Source organism: Vibrio sp. 2-2(8), assembly GCF_963888495.1.
Classification (GTDB): domain Bacteria; phylum Pseudomonadota; class Gammaproteobacteria; order Enterobacterales; family Vibrionaceae; genus Vibrio; species Vibrio anguillarum.
In genome coordinates, this window is record NZ_CAWPJM010000052.1 from 85,804 (window position 1) to 106,736 (window position 20,933).

Below are 20,933 nucleotides of genomic sequence, written 5' to 3' on the forward strand. Positions count from 1 at the left end.
GCTCCTTACAGAACTTCAGGTGCTAGTGACACGATTTTCATAAATTTCGCATTGCGAAGTTCACGAGTCACTGGACCAAAGATACGTGTACCGATAGGTTGCTCTGTATTATTGTTCAACAATACGCAAGCATTACGGTCGAAGCGAATGACAGAACCGTCTGGACGACGTACGCCTTTACGGGTGCGAACTACCACCGCCTTCAGTACATCACCTTTTTTAACTTTACCGCGAGGAATTGCTTCCTTCACTGTAACTTTGATGATGTCACCGATATGTGCATAACGGCGGTGAGAGCCACCCAGAACCTTAATACACATTACCTTGCGCGCGCCTGAGTTATCAGCTGCATCAAGTGTACTTTGCATTTGGATCATTGTTAGTGCTCCGCTAAATATTAAAACTAGACCCTCTCGGGTCGGGCTGCCTCTTTAAAAGGGACGCGAATTGTACCACCCTTTCCTAAGATTGGGTAGACAAAAAATAAACGGCTCCAAAAAAACTTTGGAGCCGTTTAAAATCATAGAATAACGATGATTACATCTTCGCTTTTTCTATAACTTTAACCAATGTCCAAGACTTAGTCTTAGACAGAGGACGACACTCACGAATCTCAACGGTATCGCCTAGGCCACACTCGTTGTTTTCGTCATGTGCGTGTACTTTAGTCGTACGCTTTACGAATTTACCGTAAATTGGGTGTTTCACCATGCGCTCGATAGCAACAGTGATAGATTTATCCATCTTGTCACTAATAACACGACCTAGTTGAGTACGAATTTTGTCGCTCATTATTCGCCTGCCTTCTCAGTCAAAACAGTTTTAACGCGTGCGATATCACGGCGTACAGCTTTCAAAGTATGAGTTTGCTGTAGTTGACCAGTTGCAGCTTGCATGCGCAAGTTGAACTGTTCACGTAGCAAATTCAGTAGCTCAGCGTTAAGCTCTTCAGCGCTTTTTGCGCGTAGATCTAGTGCTTTCATCACATCACCTGTTTAATTACGAATGTAGTTTTGAATGGCAGTTTACGAGCCGCTAGGCGGAACGCTTCACGTGCCAATTCTTCAGGTACACCGTCCATTTCGTACATAACCTTACCAGGTTGGATTTGGGCTACCCAGTACTCAACGTTACCTTTACCCTTACCTTGACGAACTTCTAGTGGTTTTTCAGTGATTGGCTTATCTGGGAACACACGGATCCAGATTTTACCTTGACGCTTAACGTGACGTGTCATTGCACGACGTGCCGCTTCGATCTGACGAGCAGTTAGACGACCACGTCCAACGGCTTTAAGACCAAATGTACCGAAGCTTACGTCAGTACCTTTAGCTAGACCGCGGTTGCGACCAGTATGAACCTTACGGAACTTAGTGCGTTTAGGTTGTAGCATCAGTCGACTCCTTACTTACGGCCTTTACGCTGCTTCTTAGGCTTGTCAGCCTTTGGCTCAACAGCGTTTGCAGCTGGCATACCACCAAGGATTTCACCCTTGAAGATCCAAACTTTAACGCCGATCACACCGTATTGAGTGTGAGCCGAAGAAGTTGCATAATCAATGTCAGCACGTAGAGTGTGTAGAGGCACACGGCCTTCACGGTACCACTCAGAACGTGCAATTTCAGCGCCGCCAAGACGACCGCTTACTTCCACTTTGATACCTTTAGCGCCTAGACGCATAGCATTTTGTACCGCACGCTTCATAGCACGACGGAACATAACGCGACGCTCTAGTTGAGACGCGATGCTATCAGCCACTAATTGGCCGTCTAGCTCAGGCTTACGTACTTCAGCGATGTTAATTTGCGCTGGTACACCTGCAATTTTAGCTACAGCTGCGCGTAGCTTCTCAACGTCTTCACCTTTCTTACCGATAACAACGCCTGGGCGAGCAGTGTGGATAGTCACACGAATGCTCTTAGCAGGACGCTCGATAACGATGCGTGATAGAGACGCTTTTGAAAGTTCCTTAGTAAGGAACTGACGTACCTTGAAGTCGCCGTCTAGGTTGTCAGCGAAATCTTTGGTGTTAGCAAACCATGTAGCATTCCAAGGCTTAACGATGCCAAGACGAATACCATTAGGATGTACTTTCTGACCCATTGCTTACTCTCCTAGTCTCTTAGCGGTCTGCTACAACAACAGTGATGTGGCTTGAACGCTTCAAGATACGATCCGCACGGCCTTTTGCACGAGGCATAATACGCTTCATGACCGGGCCCTCATCTACGAAGATTTTAGCGACATTAAGATCGTCGATATCTGCACCTTCGTTGTGTTCTGCGTTAGCGATAGCTGACTCTAGAACTTTCTTAACTAATACAGCCGCTTTTTTGTTGCTGAAAGTTAGGATTTCAAGAGCCTGATCCACAGATTTACCACGGATTAGATCTGCAACTAAGCGAGCTTTCTGAGGAGAAATGCGAGCAAAGTTATGTTTAGCAATAGCTTCCATCATTTACTCCTTAGCGCTTCTTAGCTTTCTTATCCGCAGCGTGACCACGGTAAGTACGAGTTGGTGCGAATTCGCCCAGTTTGTGACCGATCATTTCATCAGTGACAAATACTGGAACGTGCTGACGACCATTATGGACAGCGATGGTCAAACCAATCATTGATGGAATGATCATTGAACGACGGGACCAAGTCTTAATAGGCTTTTTGTCTCCGCTTTCCACCGCTTTCTCTACCTTCTTCAGCAAGTGTAGGTCAATAAATGGACCTTTCTTGAGAGAACGTGGCATGGCTTATCCTCTTATATAGATTACTTATTACGACGACGTACGATGTACTTGTCGGTGCGTTTGTTGCTACGAGTCTTGAAGCCCTTAGTAGGCATACCCCAAGGAGATACTGGGTGACGACCACCAGATGTGCGGCCTTCACCACCACCGTGTGGGTGGTCAACCGGGTTCATTACTACACCACGTACAGTTGGACGTACGCCGCGCCAGCGTGAAGCACCAGCTTTACCTAGTTCACGTAGCATGTGCTCAGAGTTACCAACTTCACCGATTGTTGCACGGCCTTCAGAAAGTACTTTGCGCATTTCACCAGAACGTAGGCGGATAGTTGCATAAGTACCGTCGCGAGCGACAAGTTGAGCATATGCACCAGCCGAACGAGCTAGCTGTGCACCTTTACCAGGCTTAAGTTCAACACAGTGAATAGTAGAACCCACTGGGATGTTGCGCATTGGCAGAGTGTTACCTGCTTTAATTGGCGCATCAACACCAGACTGGATTGTATCACCAGCTTGAACACCTTTAGGTGCGATAATGTAACGACGCTCGCCGTCTGCGTACAGAACTAGAGCGATATTTGCGCTACGGTTTGGATCGTATTCTAGACGCTCAACTTTCGCTGGGATGCCATCTTTAGTACGTTTGAAGTCAACCAAACGATAGTGTTGCTTATGACCACCACCGATATGACGTACTGTGATACGACCGTTGTTGTTACGACCACCATTCTTAGAGTTTTTCTCTAGAAGAGGTGCGTATGGCTTACCCTTGTGTAGGTCAGCGTTAACAACTTTAACGACGTGACGACGACCAGGGGAAGTCGGCTTACATTTAACAATAGCCATTATTCAACTACTCCTGTTATTCCGCGCCGCCAACAAAGTCAAGATCTTGACCTTCTTTCAAAGTCACATACGCTTTTTTAACGTCGCTGCGGCGACCTTGGCGTAGACCTTGACGTTTGGTCTTACCCTTAGTGATAAGAGTATTTACAGACTTAACTTCAACTTCAAATAGCTTTTCTACAGCTGCTTTGATCTCTTTCTTAGTTGCATCTTTTGCTACTTTGAAAACGATAGTGTTCGCTTTCTCAGCAGTCATAGTTGCTTTTTCAGAGATGTGCGGTGCACGTAGAACTTTTAGTAGACGCTCTTCACTGATCATGCCAGCATCTCCTCAACTTGCTTAACTGCTTCTGCAGTCATTAGAACCTTGTCAAACGCAATTAGGCTAACTGGGTCAAGACCCGCTACATCACGTGCGTCAACTTTATATAGGTTGCGAGCAGCTAAGAATAGATTCTCGTCTACTTCGCCAGTAACGATGAGTACATCGTTAAGCTCAAGTTCTTTAAGCTTAGCTAATAGCTCTTTAGTTTTTGGTGCTTCTACTGAGAAGTTATCAACAACGATTAAACGCTCTTGACGAACTAGTTCAGAAAGAATGCTCTTCATAGCACCGCGGTACATTTTTTTGTTTACTTTTTGGCTGTGATCTTGTGGTTTCGCAGCAAAAGTAACACCACCTGTACGCCAGATTGGGCTACGAATTGTACCAGCACGTGCACGGCCAGTACCTTTTTGACGCCATGGCTTAGCGCCACCGCCAGAAACTTCTGAACGTGTCTTTTGAGCACGAGTACCTTGACGAGCACCTGCTGCATACGCAACAACTACTTGATGTACAAGGGCTTCGTTGAACTCACGTCCGAAAGTAGTTTCGGAAACAGTTAGTGCGTTAGCACCTTTAACCATCAATTCCATTACTTACTCCTAGACGTTATGCTTTAATAGCTGGTTTGACGATCACGTTAGCGCCAGTTGCACCTGGTACTGCACCTTTAATAAGAAGCAGATTGCGCTCAGCGTCAACACGTACGATCTCTAGGTTTTGAGTCGTTACACGCTCAGCACCCATGTGACCTGCCATTTTTTTGCCTTTGAACACGCGACCTGGAGTTTGACATTGGCCAATTGAACCCGGTGCACGGTGAGACAAAGAGTTACCGTGAGTCATATCTTGGGTACGGAAATTCCAGCGCTTAACAGCACCTTGGAAACCTTTACCTTTAGATGTACCAGTAACGTCTACTTTTTTAACTTCGTTGAAAAGTTCTACATTTAGCTCAGTGCCAACTTCAAACTCTTCGCCGTTTTCTAAACGGAATTCCCAAAGACCGCGACCAGCTTCTACACCTGCTTTCGCAAAGTGACCAGCTTCTGGTTTAGTTACACGGTTGGCTTTCTTAGTACCAGTAGTTACCTGGATTGCTGCATAGCCGTCAGTCTCAAGAGTTTTCACTTGGGAAATACGGTTTGCTTCAACCTCAACAACAGTTACTGGGATAGAAACGCCTTCTTCAGTAAATACGCGGGTCATACCCACTTTACGTCCGACTAGACCAATCATTCTTCTAATCTCCCTTAACCTAGGCTGATTTGTACGTCAACGCCAGCAGCTAGATCTAGGCGCATCAGTGCATCAACAGTTTTATCTGTTGGCTCAACGATGTCGATTAGACGTTTGTGAGTACGAATTTCGTACTGATCACGAGCATCTTTGTTGACGTGTGGAGAGATAAGAACAGTGAAACGCTCTTTACGAGTAGGAAGTGGAATAGGACCACGAACCTGTGCGCCGGTACGCTTAGCTGTTTCAACGATTTCCGCTGTAGAAGCATCGATTAGTTTGTAATCGAACGCTTTTAGGCGGATACGGATACGTTGGTTCTGCATGAGACAGAGCTCCAATAATTAAAAATTACACAAACAATATCGCCACTCAAACTCGTTAAAACGAGAGAATGCCGATTGATTTATGTGAAACCGTAGTGCCAAAATTAGGCACATTGTCAGTTAATTTTCGATTAACTTTAATCTATTACTAAACGCAACAGAGCTAATTGTATTAACTGCGAACATAAGCTGAGTATACGTTACTAAACTAACAGCTAGGTCAGTTTACTCCTCACTGCTCATTGGTTCACAACTGGATTTAACCAGTGCGGTGCATTATACAGATCACCATTACACATGCAAGCGCTGTGTAGAAATTAAACTTATAAACTATCTATTTCTTCTTTCACTGAGGAAGTAATAGAAGGGATAGAAAGATGAGGTGAGCACTCACTACCCTATCCTTTTATCCCTGTTGCACAATTATACAGCTTTGCGCTGTCTCACTGCTTCAAACAGACAGATCCCAGCCGCTACTGATACGTTTAGGCTAGAAACGGTGCCCGCCATCGGTATTTTAATCAGATCATCGCAGGTTTCGCGCGTTAAGCGGCGCATACCATCCCCTTCAGCGCCCATAACAATCGCAAGGGGCCCTGTCAGTTTGGCTTGGTAAATGTCATGCGTCGCCTCACCGGCAGTGCCAACAAACCATACGCCTTGTTCTTGAAGGGCGCGCATGGTACGTGCAAGATTCGTCACTCGTACTAAAGGCACAGTTTCAGCAGCGCCACAAGCGACTTTGCTGACCGTTGCCGTCATTGGTGCTGACTTATCTTTCGGTACGATCACTGCAGCGACCCCGGCAGCATCGGCGTTACGTAAGCATGCGCCGAGATTATGCGGATCGGTAACACCATCCAAAACAAGTAATAGCGGTTGTTCATGCTGTGCGATGATTGCTTCTAAATCATGCTCATTAAGCTGTTTTGCTGGTTTTACACGAGCAATGATGCCCTGATGATTCGCCCCTTGAGCCTTGTCATCCAATGTTTTACGTCCCATCTGTTGAATAGAGACACCGCAATGTTGCAGTTCATTTAACAGTGGAAGCAGGCGATCATCTTGTCGCCCTTTCAGTACAAACGCTTCTATCAATCGCGCTGGATCTTTTTCAAGTACAGCGCTGACCGCGTGAATACCATAAATACATTCGTTACTCATGATTTACCCATTGATCGTTATTTACTAGCACGCGCTTTATTTGCTTTGGCCGCGGGTTTCTTTTTGCGTGCTTTTGTTGTTTTGCTTTTTTTTCGTTCAGGTTTTGAGCCTTCACTACTTTTTTCATCTGGGCGTTTAGTCGCTTCAACTAAAGGAGTTGCCTTTCCTTTACTTGACGTCACCTTCTTGCCACGTGCTTTCTCTCGTGCATCCGTTGCACGTTTCTTCGCTGTCTTGCCTTCTCCGCGCAGCTTACGGCTAGTGCCCACGATTTCAAAGTCAATTTGACGATCATCCAAGTTGACGGATAACACTTTGACTTTAACGGCGTCACCTAAGCGATAGATGTTGCCAAAACTTTCGCCGATCAATCGTTGTCCCACGGGATCAAATTGATAGTAGTCGTTCGCTAGCGTTGAAATATGGACCAATCCATCAATGTGCAACTCAGTTAAACGAACGAAGAAACCGAAACCTGTCACGTTGGCTATGACTCCATCAAGCTCTTCGCCTACATGATCTTGCATGTATTCACACTTGAGCCAATCAGATACTTCACGCGTCGCATCATCAGCACGGCGTTCTGTCATTGAACATTGCTGACCATAGAAGTCCATGTCATCAAAAGAGTAGTGATAACCACCTGTGGTTGTCCAACGGTCGGTGTGATTGCCCGATTCTTTGGCAATCAAATATTTAATTGCGCGGTGCAATAGGAGATCAGGGTAGCGACGAATAGGTGAAGTAAAGTGCGCATAGCGTTTGAGCGCTAAACCAAAGTGACCACAGTTATCCGCGTTATACACAGCCTGCTTCATGGAACGCAGTAACATGGTTTGGATCAACTCTTTGTCTTGGCGCTCACCAATCTGTTTCATTAAGTTAGCGTAATCGGTTGGCGAAGGCTCTAGCCCACCCGCTAAGTTCAAACCAAGCTCGCCTAAGAAATCCCTAAAACCGGTCAAACGCTCTTCTCCCGGTGATTCATGGATACGGTACAGAGCGGGCTCTTTCGCTTTTTCCACCAGCGAGGCTGAAGCAATATTAGCGAGGATCATGCACTCTTCGATTATTTTATGCGCATCATTACGTACAACAGGTTCAATGCTGTCGATTTTACGCTCAGCATTAAAAATAAACTTAGTTTCAATCGTTTCAAATTCGATACCGCCACGCTCATCACGCGCTGCTTTTAGCACCTTATACATCGAATAGAGTTCTTCAAGATGAGGAACCACGGCTTGATAACGTTCGCGTAGCTCTTCATCCCCTTCAAGAATGGCGTGTACTTTGTTGTAAGTTAAACGGGCATGAGAGTTCATCACGGCTTCGTAATGTTTGTAACCCGAAATTTTGCCCGTTGCAGAGACTGTCATCTCGCACACCATGCATAGACGGTCGACTTGTGGATTGAGTGAACAAAGACCGTTCGACAGCACTTCCGGTAGCATAGGAACGACTTGCGATGGGAAGTAAACTGAGTTACCACGGTTGATCGCTTCTTTATCAAGAGCCGTATCGGGGCGCACATAATAACTTACGTCAGCAATCGCAACCCAGAGACGCCAGCCACCACCTTTTTTGGCTTCGCAATACACCGCGTCATCAAAGTCACGCGCGTCTTCACCATCAATAGTCACTAAAGGTAATTGACGCAAATCCACGCGCCCTTGTTTCGCCTCTTCTGGAACTTCTTCTCTCAGGTTTTCGACTTGCTTTAATACTTCTTGCGGCCACTCATGAGGGATCTGGTGAGTGCGAATCGCTATTTGAGTCTCCATACCGGGAGCCATATTTTCCCCAAGAACTTCAACAACCCTGCCTGTCATTCCTCTTGCTCTTGCACCGCGATCGGTAATTTCAATCACCACCACGTTCCCCATGCGAGCTCCGCCTTTGTGCTCATTAGGGATCAAGATGTCTTGAGTGATGCGTGAATCATCGGGCACGACATAAGAGTAGCCATTTTCGAGGAAGAAACGCCCAACAAGTTGGGTTTTACGTTCTTCCAAAACTCGGACCAAACGCCCTTCTTTACGGCCTCTTTTATCCGTGCCTGTCGGTTGTACCAGCACGTAGTCGCCATGAATAATGGTACGCATTTGGTGATGAGGTAGCAAAACATCGTTATCTTTGCCAACGCTGCCATCTGGACGAACCCACCCATGACCATCTTTATGTCCGATTACGTGACCTTTGATCATTTCCAGTTTTTCTGGCAATGCATAGCATTGGCGACGAGTAAATACCAATTGGCCATCTCGCTCCATCGCACGCAAACGACGGCGTAGCCCTTCGTATTGCTCTTCACCAGACAAACCCAATGCCTCAAAAAGATCATTACGATTCATCGGTACATTGGCTTCGGTTAGAAATTCGAGGATGAATTCTCGGCTTGGAATTGGATTTTCGTAATTGCTAGATTCTCGATCCGCAAAAGGATCGTTATTGATAATTTCAGACATAGGCAGACCTGCTAAAGCAAGGAGAGATAGCCAGAGTATAACTGACTCACGGCAGAAGCTACAGCAGCGTATTGATTATTATAGGCTAATGCGTTAGAGGAAAAGCGTAGAAATTACTTCGCCCAACCGTGTGGGCGAAATAAAAAAGCAATAATGAAGGCTACCAAAACGTGTCTCTGCGCTTGGCTCGCGCAACCACATTTTGTGGCATTCGCTGCTCTAACCCCTGCCGGAGCATAGAGATCCGAGAATGTATTCTTTGATCGATAGTCACCGAATTATAGAGCCAGCGATAAGCATCTTCATAATCAAGCGGGCTGCCATAATCACGCAGCAAAAGCTCAGCTAGATGGATACGAGCATTAATATTGCCCATCGCAGCGGCTTCACGCAGATAGGGAATAGCTCGCTCTTTATCCTGCTGTACTAAAGTACCACGCGAATAATAACGCCCAAGCTGCTCTAACGCAGCGGGTAAACCTTGATGAGCTGCATTCTCCATATAGTACAAGCCAAGTTCGACATCTTGATCTACACAGACCCCCCACGCTAGCATATCTCCATACAAAAACTCGTAGGAAGGCAGGCTGATGCGAGTAGCACGCGCAACAATATCTTCTACCAATTGGCAGTTGTCGGCCTTGACTTGCTCTAAATGTTTATTTTGCTCAATTAACTTGATTAGTTCAGCTTCGGTGTAAATAGGGACTGGCTCACCCACTTCCGCCACGTTGGCATGACTCAAGGATGAGGTCAGCGCTAAAAACAATGAAGCTGCTACCGTTCGTAGCTTCATACCTGCACTCTTTATGTCTATCGATAGCCTTAAAATTATAGCCTCAGTTTCATCTAGGGCTGGGCTTGATAACTTTATCGACCAGTGCGGCAAACTCTTTAGACAAAATTTGCCGTTATTCGGCCATTTATTGCCACACCAAGGACAAAATATCATCAATACAGGTATAAAAAAACCGGCTCTGAAAGCCGGTTTTAAAAACGTTTATCAATCAACCATTAAACTGAAAATGGGTGAACCTTGATAATGGTTTCGTTACGATCTGGACCTGTAGAAACGATGTCAACAGGTACACCTGTCAACTCTTCAATACGTTTGATGTAATCAAGCGCCGCTTGTGGCAGGGCATCAATTGATTTAGCACCGAAAGTATTTTCAGACCAACCAGGCATAGTTTCGTAAATAGGTGTTACCGCTTCAAAAGCGTCAGCTGCCATTGGTGATACTTGAGCAACTGAGCCATCTGGCATTTGGTAACCCGTACAGATTTTTAGCTCTTCTAGACCATCAAGTACGTCAAGTTTAGTCAAGCAGAAGCCTGTGACTGAGTTAATTTGAATGGCGCGACGCATCGCTACCGCATCAAACCAACCACAACGGCGCTTACGGCCTGTTGTTGCACCAAACTCATGGCCTTTCGTGCCTAGGTGATTACCGATTTCATCATCCAATTCGGTTGGGAATGGACCTGCACCAACGCGAGTACAGTAAGCTTTCGCGATACCTAGAATATAACCTAGATGACGAGGGCCGAAACCAGAACCTGCAGCAACACCACCAGCAGTCGTGTTAGAAGACGTTACGTATGGGTATGTACCGTGGTCGATATCAAGCATAGTACCTTGTGCACCTTCGAACATGATTTTGTCGCCACGCTTACGCGCTGCATCAAGTTCATCGGTCACGTCGATCACCATCGAAGTCAACAAATCAGCATAGCCTTGTGCTTGCTCAAGTACAGATTCGTAGCTTACTGGTTCAGCTTTGTAGAAATGCTCAAGTTGGAAGTTATGGAACTCCATCACTTCTTTTAGCTTTTCTGCAAATGAAGCCATATCGAACAAGTCACCAACGCGTAAACCACGACGAGCCACTTTGTCTTCATAAGCAGGACCGATACCACGACCTGTCGTACCAATTGCTTTTTTACCACGAGCCGTTTCACGAGCTTGGTCAAGCGCAATGTGGTAAGGAAGAATAAGTGGGCAAGCTTCAGAAATGAAAAGACGTTCGCGGACTGGAATACCACGCTCTTCTAGAGGCTTCATTTCATTGATTAGTGCGTCAGGTGAAAGCACAACACCGTTACCGATGATGCATTTCACTTTATTGCGAAGAATGCCGGATGGAATTAAATGAAGAACGGTTTTTTCACCGTCAATGACCAAAGTGTGGCCTGCATTATGGCCGCCTTGGTAGCGAACCACGTATTTTGCATCTTCAGTTAAAAGGTCTACGATTTTACCTTTGCCTTCGTCACCCCATTGGGTGCCTAGAACGACTACGTTATTTCCCATCTTTCCAAGTCTGATTGCTAGTTAAAAAAGGATTCTAGCACCGAATCCTTTTCCTTGCAGTCCTTTTTTAAACACGAAAATGTCATAAAAATATAACTTAATAAATGATTCAGTTATTAGGCACGTAAGTTACTCATCCGAATATATTTTTACGATTAGCTCTCCTTGACGATCAACACATGCACGGTACATACCGGAACTGTTCATTGCAAAATGAATGTCGCCTTGCGCATCAATGGCGATCAATCCACCCTCACCACCGAGCGTTTTAAGTTCACCCTGAATAATGGTTTCACATGCGGTATGAACATCTTCTTTTAAATAACGCATGCGAGCGGCAACGTCACTGGCAACCATTTTACGAATGAAATATTCCCCCATGCCCGTTGTCGATACCGCCACATTGCCATTTTCAGCCACCGTTCCTGCACCTATGATGGGAGAATCGCCGACGCGACCAAATTTTTTATTCGTGATGCCACCGGTACTAGTAGCAGACGCAAGGTTGCCTTGTTTATCCAATGCAACTGCGCCAACAGTGCCAAATTTCTTGTCATCTGGGAATTTTGCTTCCGACAAAGCAAATTGATTGCTGCTTTTCATCGCTAGCAACTGTTCATAACGACGCTCAGTAAAAAAGTAATCTTGTTCTGTATATTGATGCCCTTGAGTAAAAGCAAACGCTTCTGCGCCCTCACCAATCAACAACACATGATCACTGTGCTTCATTACATCACGCGCGAGCTGCACTGGGTTTTTAATGTGCCGAACCCCAGCGACCGCGCCTGCGTCCATCATTTTGCCATGCATGACAGAGGCGTCCATCTCCACCATCTCTTGATGCGTTAACACCGAACCTTTTCCTGCGTTAAACAACGGAGAGTCCTCAAGTATTTTCACAGCCTCAACCACCGCATCCAGTGCATCACCACCTTGTGCCAGTACTTTATGCCCCGCTCGGACAGCACTTTCTAGCGTGTTCAAAATATCGCGCTTTAATGATTCGCTCATTTGTTGACGAATGATGGTTCCAGCGCCGCCATGAATTGCTATAGCAAAAGGTTGTGACATGAGAATTCCTTAACTTAATAAATTGAGAGGCAATACACTTCTGTTCTACACATTAACTATACCCAAATAACTTGAAGTTGCAGGTAGGCGGCAAGTGAGTACTGTAATAATTAACAAGCAACAAAAAAGCGCTAATCGCATGACGATTAACGCTTTCCATTTCATTGTATCAGTCGGTTATTACTGCCTACTTTGGCACTACCAACCAAAAAATGATTAATGTGAACCGCAGCTGCCGCCACCGCAACAACCTTCTTTTTTCTCACCATGGTCATGGCCTTCACCACCACAGCAACCACCTTCATGATCATGATCGTGGTCATGGTCGTGGCCATGTCCACAGCCACCAGCTTGGTGAATGTGACCATGTTGGATCTCTTCTTCAGTTGCAGCGCGAATCGCAACGACTTCTACATCAAACGTTAATGTTTGGCCAGCCAACATGTGGTTACCATCAACTACCACTTCGTCACCATCCACTTCCGTGATTTCAACTGGAATTTGGCCTTGGTCAGTATCCGCTAGAAAACGCATCCCCACTTCAATTTCATCAACGCCTTGGAAAACTTCAGCAGGTACACGTTGTACAAGCTCATCGTTGTATTCACCGTACGCTTCTTCAGGAGCGATAGTTGCTGTGAACTTATCGCCCACAACTTTTCCTTCCAACTCATTTTCAAGGCCAGTAATTAGATTGTTGTGACCGTGAAGGTAATCTAGTGGTGCATCAACTGTTGATTGGTCTACGACTGCACCATCTTCCAATACTAATTGGTAGGCTAGGCTTACAACCACGTTCTTTTCAATTTTCATAACAACTCCAAGGAGGTTTGTTCCTAGGTTGTCATCTTCAAACCTAAGAAATCGATCGGTATGAGGCGTATTATGAAGATCTATTCCAGAAACTCAATTATTCTGGTTTAAAAATCCCGATCATCTCTTGCCGAGCATGTTCACTTTTTTCTACAGATTTGGGCTTTCGCTGCTCATGGTAGTCGCACTCGACACACTCAACGAGCTCTATGTTGTTTTCAACCCACCAGCGCAGAGTATCTTGTGACTGACAACTTGGGCACTTTGCACCGGCAATAAAGCGTTTTTTCTGTTTCACGTTACATCCTACAACTGAATATTGATTGGCGTTATTTTTCCCAATAATGACGAGATTGGCGATCATTATCCATTTCACGCCCAAATATTTCTTCCAGCTCTTTACGTGCCTCTTTGGCGCGCAGTGCGAGTTGTTTGTCTTGGTTATGTTGCGGTAGCAGCTCTTTGAGCATCGCATTATCGAGTTTTCTAAAATGTGCTTCGGCGCGCTTGGCTTGGTAAGGGTGCATGCCCAATTCGACCAGTACTTGTCGGCCGAGGTCCAAAGCGCCTAAGAAAGTTTCCCGCGAGTATTTATCGACCCCATGGCTGAGTAACTGATACGCCTCTACCCGGCTACGAGCGCGAGCTAAGATCTTTAACTGCGGGAAATGGTGCTGACAAAGCTCGACAATTTTCATCACTTCATCGGGCGCATCAGTACAGATGACAATCGCCTCAGCTTCTTCTGCACCCGCGGCGCGCAACAGTTCAAGTTGAGTTGCATCACCATAAAAAACGTTATAACCGTACTCTCTCAATAATTTAATTTGACTGGCATCGCTTTCTAATACGGTAATTTTAATCTTATTAGCGTACATCAAACGCCCTACAATTTGCCCAAAACGGCCAAAACCCGCAATGATGATTTGCGGCTGTTTATTGACGACATCGGAATGCATCTCATCGTCACTGCTGAGGTTCAATTTTCGCGCAAACCATTTGTCCTGAATCGTCAGTAATAAAGGTGTGGTGACCATCGACAGACTGACCACAACGAGCAAAAAGGCCACTTGATCCTGTGATAGCACACCCTGTGCGCTTGCCGCTGTGAAAATCACGAACGCGAACTCGCCGCCTTGGCTGAGGATCGCCGCCATTTTGCTGCGTGCTTTAGAACGCGTACCCGATAAACGTGCGAGGAGATAAAGGATTCCTCCTTTCAGCACCACTAGACCTAATACAGCCGCCAACACTTGCAGCGGCGCTTGCGCCAATAAGCCCAAATTAACCGCCATTCCAACGGCAATAAAAAATAGCCCGAGCAATAACCCTTTAAACGGTTCAATCGCGATCTCAAGTTCATGGCGAAATTCACTTTCTGCCAGCAACACGCCAGCAAGGAAAGTACCGAGCGCCATTGACAAGCCAAGCTGCTGCATTAACAGTGCAATCCCAATAACCAACAATAAGGCAGCAACGGTAAAAAGTTCACGCACACCACTGGTCACAATATAACGAAACAGCGGGCTCAATAGAAAATGCCCCCCCACCAGCAAAGCGGTAATGCCACCCAACATCCAAGTCACATCTAACCAGCTTCCACCGGCGTTGCCTGCCAGTAAAGGCAAAAAGGCCAACATCGGGATGACAGCGATATCTTGAAAAAGCAGTACCGCAAAACCAGACTGGCCAGCTTCACTGCGTGTTAGCCCTTGTTCTTCAATTACGCGTAATGCGATTGCTGTCGAAGAGAGCGCAAGGCCCATACCAATCACTAAACTACTTTGCCAGTTAACGCCTAATAGATAAGCAATACTAGCGATGACTAAGGTACTTACCACTACCTGCGCGCCACCCAAACCAAGGATCGGCCCACGCATCTGCCACAATTTTTTGGGATTTAATTCCAGCCCAATCAGAAACAGCAGCAGCACCACGCCAAATTCAGCAAAGTGTAATATGGCTTGCACATCACTGATTAAACCCAGCCCCCAAGGGCCTATGGCTACACCAGCTAACAAATAGCCGAGCACCGAACCCAGCCCTGCACGCTGAGCAATCGGTACGGCCACCACAGCCGCGGTTAAAAACACCACGCTGCTTTGTAAAAAATCACCGCTTAACGCCATCAAGCTCTCCTTGTGTGGCCAGTGGGTGTTGCAACCAGTGTCGATAATGCTCAGCGTGTTGATAGCGCTCCATATCACTCACATTACGTGACCAGTAGAGAACTAACGGTTCCATCCAGTTCATACAACACAGAGCCGCGGTTAATTCAAATGGTTGGAGAATTTGATCCAGTGGGTATTTGTTGTAGCCCCGCTCATCAAACGCTTCTTTTTTTCCGCCCGTGGTGATGACGCTACGCCAGTATTTACCATGCAACGCCGTCTGTCCGCCGAAGGCAAACCCTTTGGCAAGCACGCGATCAAACCACTCTTTGAGCAGCGCAGGGCAGGAATACATATAAAGAGGGTGTTGAAACACAATCACATCATGCTCAAGTAGTTTTTGCTGCTCTGCGTGCACATCGATAAAAAAATCGGGATAGGTTGCATACAAGTCATGCACTGTGACGTGGGAAAGTGACGCAATATTGAGCAGCATGGTTTGATTGGCGATGGAGTTTAATGGCTCAGGATGCGCATAAATCACCAATATTTTAGGTGTAATTTGGTCAGGCATGACGGTGGTGGACATTTTTGTCTGCGCTCCCAATAGTTATCAATATGTTATTAAGCATAATAACGCAATTTGCATAATGATCGACATTTATCCTTATTGCCCCTACTATTCCACGCGATAACGTCTCGATATGAAAAATAGATTTTTATGATTACCTTCTCTGATATTCAATTACTGCGCGGCGGTAAACCGCTCCTTGAAAAGGCCTCTGCAACTATCCAGCCGGGCGATAAAGTTGGCCTAGTAGGCAAAAATGGCTGTGGCAAATCAACGCTCTTTGCCCTACTCAAAGATGAGCTATCTATTGACGCTGGCTCCTTCAGTAAACCAGCTCACTGGGAACTGGCTTGGGTTGCCCAAGAAACTCCGGCTCTTGATCGCGATGCGATTGAATATGTCATCGATGGCGATCGTGAATATCGTGAATTAGAACGACGCCTCAGCGTTGCTGAAGAGGCAGACCAAGGAACCTTGGTTGCAGAGCTGCATGGAAAAATTGAAACCATCGGCGGATACAGTATTCGCGCCCGTGCTTCTGAACTGCTTGATGGTTTGGGGTTTAGCCAAGAACAGATGGGATGGAGTTTAACGCAATTTTCGGGTGGTTGGCGGATGCGCTTAAACTTAGCGCAAGCGCTGTTGTGCCGCTCGGATTTACTGCTGCTTGATGAACCGACCAACCACTTGGATTTGGACGCCGTCATGTGGCTTGAACGTTGGTTACAAAACTATCCCGGCACCTTGATCTTGATTTCCCATGACCGCGATTTTCTTGATCCGATCGTCGGACGCATCATCCATATCGAAAATCAAACCATGAATGAATACACCGGAAACTACTCATCGTTTGAAAATCAACGAGCGCAAAAACTGATCTTGCAGCAAGCCATGTACCAGAAGCAGCAAAAGCAGATGGTGCACATGCAAAGCTACATCGACCGTTTCCGCTACAAGGCCTCCAAAGCTCGCCAAGCACAAAGTCGTATCAAAGCGTTGGAACGAATGGAAAAAGTGCTGCCAGCTCAATTTGATAACCCATTTAATTTCGAATTTCGAGAGCCTTCAGCACTGCCTAACCCAATCATGATGATGGACGAAGTCTACGCCGGGTATGGTGAACGTTTAATTTTAGAAAAAATTCGCCTCAACCTTGTACCAGGAAGCCGTATTGGATTACTCGGGCGTAACGGTGCAGGTAAATCAACATTAATTAAATTGCTCTCCGGTGAGTTAAAACCGCAAGGTGGCGATCTCACTTATTCGCAAGGTGTAAAGATTGGTTACTTTGCCCAGCATCAGTTAGAAACACTGCATCCAGAAGAGACCCCTCTGCAGCACATGATGCAAATCGCCCCAGATAAAAACGAACTTGAGCTGCGTAATTATCTGGGTAGTTTTGGTTTCCAAGGCGACAAAGCGCTAGAGAAAATCGCTCCGTTTTCCGGGGGTGAAAAGGCTCGCTTAGTGCTTGCGCTAATTGTGTGGCAAAAACCGAACTTGCTGCTGCTTGATGAACCCACCAACCACTTAGACTTGGATATGCGTCAAGCCCTAACGTTTGCCCTGCAAACCTTTGAAGGCGCGATGGTCATCGTCAGCCATGATCGCTATCTACTGCGCGCAACCACCGATGACTTGTACTTGGTGCACGATCGTCAAGTCGCGCCTTTCGATGGGGATTTGACCGACTACTACAAGTGGCTGACAGAACAACAGAAAGCGGAACGTAGAGAAGTTCAATCTCAGCAACCCGCCAAAGACAGCAGCAACAGTGCCGCTGCCAAAAAAGATCAAAAGCGCCGAGAAGCGGAATTTCGTATCCAAACCGCACCAATTCGCAAAAAACTGACACAACTCGAAGCGAAAATGGACACATTGAACGCGGCACTGGCGCAAACTGAAGCGCAATTGTCTGATACTTCGCTGTATGAAGCCGAAAACAAAGCTAAACTTACCGAAGTGATTGCGCTTCAAGCTCGCAGTAAATCGGCACTTGAAGCGATCGAAATGGAATGGATGTCGGAACAAGAGACACTCGAACAACTAGAGCAGGAATTCAGTCGCTAAGATGAGCCAAGAGCACGTACGATTATCACTGACCTTAGAACGCTTATGGCAATTCAGTTTGCAATACTACAGCGTGCGAGAAGTGAAAGAGGCGTGCTTAAGTTTACAAAATAACTTCCACGGCAACGTCAACTTATTGCTGCTACTCAAATGGCTTGATGAGCAACAAGTGACGGTTGCCGATGCTGACTGGCAAAATGTCACTCAATGTATCGGCCGTTCAGAAGCGCTGCTGCACAGTTACCGAGAGTTAAGACGACGTTTGAAAAGCATGGTGCCAGATACGCTGTACCGCGAGGCGCTGCAATTTGAGCTGCAGCTTGAAAAGCAGCAGCAAGCTGACCTCGTGGAATGTATCAACGCATTGGCATTGCAGAATAACCATGATGAACAATTAACGCTGCGTTACTGTCGCCAGCTTGGCTGTGAGCATTTGCATCTCGCTTTTAAAACCCCGGCGCCTCATTCTCAAAAACCGTAACTACATCAATTGCTCGCTCGGTGTATACTGGTCGCAATTCATAAAAATAATACGCTATGGTTATGACTTCATTTATCGCTGCTACTGGACTAACAAATCCACACCTTCAGACTCTGCTTCCTCGTTTGTTGCGCAAACGCGCACGTTTTGAGCCGCTGTGGCAAACGCTGTTTACACCTGATGGTGATTTTTTAGACCTTGCTTGGAGTGATGATTGGCGCTCAGAGCGAGTACAAAATAAACCCCTATTTATCTTGTTTCATGGCTTAGAAGGCAGTTTTCATAGCCCGTATGCCAATGGCTTAATGTACGCCTTCGCACAGCAGGGGTGGTTATCGGTCATGATGCATTTTCGCGGCTGTAGCGGCAAACCGAACCATCTGGCACGTGCTTACCATTCTGGTGAAGTTGAAGATGCACGCTTTGTGCTCGAATACATACGCAAGCAATGCCCGAATCGACCTATCGTGGCAGTGGGCATTTCTCTTGGCGGCAATATGTTGGTTAATTACTTAGCACAATATAATCACGACCCGATCGTTAGCGCAGCAACCGTTGTCTCCGCTCCGCTCGATCTGGCAGCGTGTTCCACACGCATTGAACAGGGATTTTCAAAGGTTTATCGCGCTTACTTACTGACATCATTGAAAAAAAATGCACTAAAGAAACAGCATCTTTTACATAATGAGTTAGGTATTTCTAACCATCAAATTAAACACATCAAAAAACTTTACGAATTTGACGATCTCATCACCGCGCCTTTGCATGGTTTTCAAGATGCGCAGGATTACTACCAGCAGTGCTCAGGCCTTTCAAAGTTGACACAAATTCGCGTGCCGCTACAAATCATTCAAGCGCAAGATGATCCCTTTATGACGGATGCCGTGATCCCCAAATTTTCCTTACCAGAGAACATCAATTACCGCTTATTTACCCAAGGTGGCCATGTCGGTTTTCTCAGCGGTAGCGCGCTTAAGCCTAAATTTTGGCTCGAAGAAGCACTTCCAACCTATTACGAAAACCTGCGTCACGGCAACCCTATTGACCATCAATGCAACGCATGATTAATCACATATCGCTTTAAATCGATACCCTTTTCTCCATGACAGTTTAAGAGGTCGTCATGCTTATTCCTTGGCAGCACATTGCGCCTGAAACACTGGATAATTTGATTGAAACGTTTGTATTACGCGAAGGTACTGATTACGGAGAGCAGGAAGTACCATTGCAGCAAAAAATCGAGCAAATAAAGAAACAGCTCGCAACAGGGGAGGCGATCATCGTCTATTCTGAGTTGCATGAAAGTGTGGATATTCAATTGCGTAAATAATTTCAGCTCAAAACAATCTACTCTTTTCGTGCTATATTGCAGCCATCGATAACAAGTACGTTACATACAGACAGGGTTTGTCATGTCAGCAAAACATCCAATTATCGCTGTCACCGGCTCGTCCGGTGCCGGTACAACTACGACCTCAGAAGCCTTTCGCAAAATGTTCAATATGATGAACATTAAACCAGCATGGGTTGAAGGGGATAGCTTCCATCGTTTTACACGGCCAGAAATGGATGTGGAAATTCGTAAAGCGCGCGAACAAGGGAAGCACATCAGTTACTTTGGTCCACAAGCCAATGATTTTCCTGCATTGGAAGAATTTTTCCGCCAATATGGGAAATTAGGCACAGGCCAAGTTCGCCGCTATCTACACTCTTTTGACGAAGCTGTGCCCTACAATCAAATGCCCGGCACCTTTACACCTTGGCAAGATTTACCAGACAACTCGGATGTGATGTTTTACGAAGGTCTGCATGGCGGTGTAGTCGATGGCGATGTAAACGTCGCGCAGCATGTCGATTTTTTGATAGGCATGGTGCCAATCGTTAACCTTGAGTGGATACAAAAGTACGTGCGTGATACTCGTGATCGAGGCCATTCACGTGAAGCGGTGATGGATTCCATCGTCCGTTCGATGGATGATTACCTCAATTACATCACCCCCCAATTCTCACGAACTCACATCAACTTCCAACGGGTACCGACGGTTGATACTTCAAACCCACTTAACGCCAAGGGCATCCCTAGTTTGGATGAAAGCTTCGTCGTGATACGCCTGCGCGGCATAAAGAATGTTGATTTCCCCTATCTGCTCGCCATGATTGATGGCTCTTTTATGTCGCGCCACAACACCATTGTGGTACCGGGTGGCAAGATGAGTTTTGCGATGGAATTGATCGTCAGACCGATCCTGCAGCAATTGATTGAAACAGGTAAAATTGGCTAAGTGATCGGACAAGTTGACGGTTACTTTTCATACCGTGATCATGTGCACAGTTTTGCGTAAAAAATCATGCCACTGACACGATTAAAATCAAGAAATCGTTTCTGAAAAAGGAT

At 46.1% G+C, this 20,933-nt stretch carries 26 protein-coding genes; 5 read left to right on the plus strand and 21 right to left on the minus strand.

Annotated features, from left to right (window positions below):
• Positions 1-5: 5 nt before the first annotated feature.
• The 21 genes from rplN to kefG all read right to left on the minus strand — a co-directional run bounded on the left by rplN (position 6) and on the right by kefG (position 16,005).
• Positions 6-377 (minus strand): 50S ribosomal protein L14, encoded by a 372-nt coding sequence (gene rplN, locus AACV12_RS14545; protein WP_010318768.1) that lies wholly within the window; start codon positions 375-377, stop codon positions 6-8.
• Between the two features lie 160 nt (positions 378-537).
• Positions 538-792: a 30S ribosomal protein S17 gene (gene rpsQ, locus AACV12_RS14550; protein WP_013855925.1), complete on the minus strand. Its 255-nt coding sequence runs from the start codon at positions 790-792 to the stop codon at positions 538-540.
• Positions 792-983 (minus strand): 50S ribosomal protein L29, encoded by a 192-nt coding sequence (rpmC, locus tag AACV12_RS14555; RefSeq protein WP_010318766.1) that lies wholly within the window; start codon positions 981-983, stop codon positions 792-794. The genes rpsQ and rpmC overlap by 1 nt, the downstream gene beginning before the upstream one ends.
• On the minus strand, positions 983-1,393 hold the full coding sequence (gene rplP, locus AACV12_RS14560) for a 50S ribosomal protein L16 (protein ID WP_010318765.1): 411 nt from the start codon (positions 1,391-1,393) through the stop codon (positions 983-985). Before rplP ends, rpmC begins: the two co-directional genes overlap by 1 nt.
• Positions 1,394-1,404: 11 nt before the next feature.
• Entirely contained in the window at positions 1,405-2,103 is a 699-nt protein-coding gene (gene rpsC, locus AACV12_RS14565) for a 30S ribosomal protein S3 (RefSeq protein ID WP_010318764.1), read from the minus strand.
• A 19-nt stretch (positions 2,104-2,122) separates the two neighbouring features.
• Positions 2,123-2,455, minus strand: coding sequence for a 50S ribosomal protein L22 (gene rplV / locus AACV12_RS14570; protein ID WP_026027327.1), 333 nt, complete (start codon positions 2,453-2,455; stop codon positions 2,123-2,125).
• 10 nt (positions 2,456-2,465) lie between these two features.
• Positions 2,466-2,744: a 30S ribosomal protein S19 gene (gene rpsS / locus AACV12_RS14575; protein WP_010318762.1), complete on the minus strand. Its 279-nt coding sequence runs from the start codon at positions 2,742-2,744 to the stop codon at positions 2,466-2,468.
• 20 nt (positions 2,745-2,764) lie between these two features.
• Entirely contained in the window at positions 2,765-3,589 is an 825-nt protein-coding gene (gene rplB / locus AACV12_RS14580) for a 50S ribosomal protein L2 (RefSeq protein WP_013855922.1), read from the minus strand.
• A 16-nt stretch (positions 3,590-3,605) separates the two neighbouring features.
• On the minus strand, positions 3,606-3,908 hold the full coding sequence (rplW, locus tag AACV12_RS14585; protein WP_010318760.1) for a 50S ribosomal protein L23: 303 nt from the start codon (positions 3,906-3,908) through the stop codon (positions 3,606-3,608).
• Positions 3,905-4,507, minus strand: coding sequence for a 50S ribosomal protein L4 (gene rplD, locus AACV12_RS14590; protein WP_010318759.1), 603 nt, complete (start codon positions 4,505-4,507; stop codon positions 3,905-3,907). Before rplD ends, rplW begins: the two co-directional genes overlap by 4 nt.
• Before the next feature lie 16 nt (positions 4,508-4,523).
• A complete protein-coding gene (rplC, locus tag AACV12_RS14595; RefSeq protein ID WP_013855921.1) occupies positions 4,524-5,153 on the minus strand; it encodes a 50S ribosomal protein L3 in 630 nt (209 codons plus the stop codon).
• 14 nt (positions 5,154-5,167) lie between these two features.
• Positions 5,168-5,479, minus strand: a complete 312-nt coding sequence (rpsJ, locus tag AACV12_RS14600) for a 30S ribosomal protein S10 (protein WP_001181007.1) — start codon at positions 5,477-5,479, stop codon at positions 5,168-5,170.
• A gap of 423 nt (positions 5,480-5,902) precedes the next feature.
• A complete protein-coding gene (gene rlmB / locus AACV12_RS14605) occupies positions 5,903-6,643 on the minus strand; it encodes a 23S rRNA (guanosine(2251)-2'-O)-methyltransferase RlmB (RefSeq protein WP_064625937.1) in 741 nt (246 codons plus the stop codon).
• Positions 6,644-6,660: 17 nt separating this feature from the next.
• Entirely contained in the window at positions 6,661-9,108 is a 2,448-nt protein-coding gene (gene rnr / locus AACV12_RS14610; protein ID WP_017046740.1) for a ribonuclease R, read from the minus strand.
• Between the two features lie 160 nt (positions 9,109-9,268).
• Complete coding sequence (motX, locus tag AACV12_RS14615; RefSeq protein ID WP_013855917.1) at positions 9,269-9,904, minus strand: flagellar protein MotX; 636 nt, start codon at positions 9,902-9,904, stop codon at positions 9,269-9,271.
• Between the two features lie 218 nt (positions 9,905-10,122).
• The gene (locus tag AACV12_RS14620) at positions 10,123-11,421 is read right to left on the minus strand and encodes an adenylosuccinate synthase (RefSeq protein WP_094145368.1); all 1,299 of its coding nucleotides are present in this window, start codon (positions 11,419-11,421) and stop codon (positions 10,123-10,125) included.
• 129 nt (positions 11,422-11,550) lie between these two features.
• The gene (locus tag AACV12_RS14625; protein ID WP_170900611.1) at positions 11,551-12,492 is read right to left on the minus strand and encodes an isoaspartyl peptidase/L-asparaginase family protein; all 942 of its coding nucleotides are present in this window, start codon (positions 12,490-12,492) and stop codon (positions 11,551-11,553) included.
• 216 nt (positions 12,493-12,708) lie between these two features.
• Entirely contained in the window at positions 12,709-13,305 is a 597-nt protein-coding gene (gene slyD / locus AACV12_RS14630; RefSeq protein ID WP_013855912.1) for a peptidylprolyl isomerase, read from the minus strand.
• Positions 13,306-13,402: 97 nt separating this feature from the next.
• Positions 13,403-13,603: a YheV family putative zinc ribbon protein gene (locus AACV12_RS14635; RefSeq protein WP_010318749.1), complete on the minus strand. Its 201-nt coding sequence runs from the start codon at positions 13,601-13,603 to the stop codon at positions 13,403-13,405.
• 31 nt (positions 13,604-13,634) lie between these two features.
• Entirely contained in the window at positions 13,635-15,434 is a 1,800-nt protein-coding gene (gene kefB / locus AACV12_RS14640; RefSeq protein ID WP_088732893.1) for a glutathione-regulated potassium-efflux system protein KefB, read from the minus strand.
• Positions 15,418-16,005, minus strand: a complete 588-nt coding sequence (gene kefG, locus AACV12_RS14645; RefSeq protein WP_026029181.1) for a glutathione-regulated potassium-efflux system ancillary protein KefG — start codon at positions 16,003-16,005, stop codon at positions 15,418-15,420. Before kefG ends, kefB begins: the two co-directional genes overlap by 17 nt.
• 132 nt (positions 16,006-16,137) lie before the next feature.
• Between kefG and AACV12_RS14650 the strand changes: the two genes are divergently transcribed.
• The 5 genes from AACV12_RS14650 (at position 16,138) to AACV12_RS14670 (ending at position 20,820) form a co-directional block, all read left to right on the plus strand.
• Positions 16,138-18,057: an ABC transporter ATP-binding protein gene (locus AACV12_RS14650; protein WP_170900613.1), complete on the plus strand. Its 1,920-nt coding sequence runs from the start codon at positions 16,138-16,140 to the stop codon at positions 18,055-18,057.
• Position 18,058: 1 nt separating this feature from the next.
• Positions 18,059-18,538, plus strand: coding sequence for a TIGR02444 family protein (locus tag AACV12_RS14655; RefSeq protein WP_013855908.1), 480 nt, complete (start codon positions 18,059-18,061; stop codon positions 18,536-18,538).
• 56 nt (positions 18,539-18,594) lie between these two features.
• Positions 18,595-19,602 carry a hydrolase gene (locus AACV12_RS14660; protein WP_017046746.1) on the plus strand — a complete coding sequence of 336 codons (1,008 nt, stop codon included), beginning with the start codon at positions 18,595-18,597 and terminating at the stop codon, positions 19,600-19,602.
• A gap of 59 nt (positions 19,603-19,661) precedes the next feature.
• A complete protein-coding gene (locus AACV12_RS14665; RefSeq protein WP_010318743.1) occupies positions 19,662-19,868 on the plus strand; it encodes a YheU family protein in 207 nt (68 codons plus the stop codon).
• 82 nt (positions 19,869-19,950) lie between these two features.
• Positions 19,951-20,820 carry a phosphoribulokinase gene (locus AACV12_RS14670; protein WP_017046747.1) on the plus strand — a complete coding sequence of 290 codons (870 nt, stop codon included), beginning with the start codon at positions 19,951-19,953 and terminating at the stop codon, positions 20,818-20,820.
• Positions 20,821-20,933 lie beyond the last annotated feature (113 nt).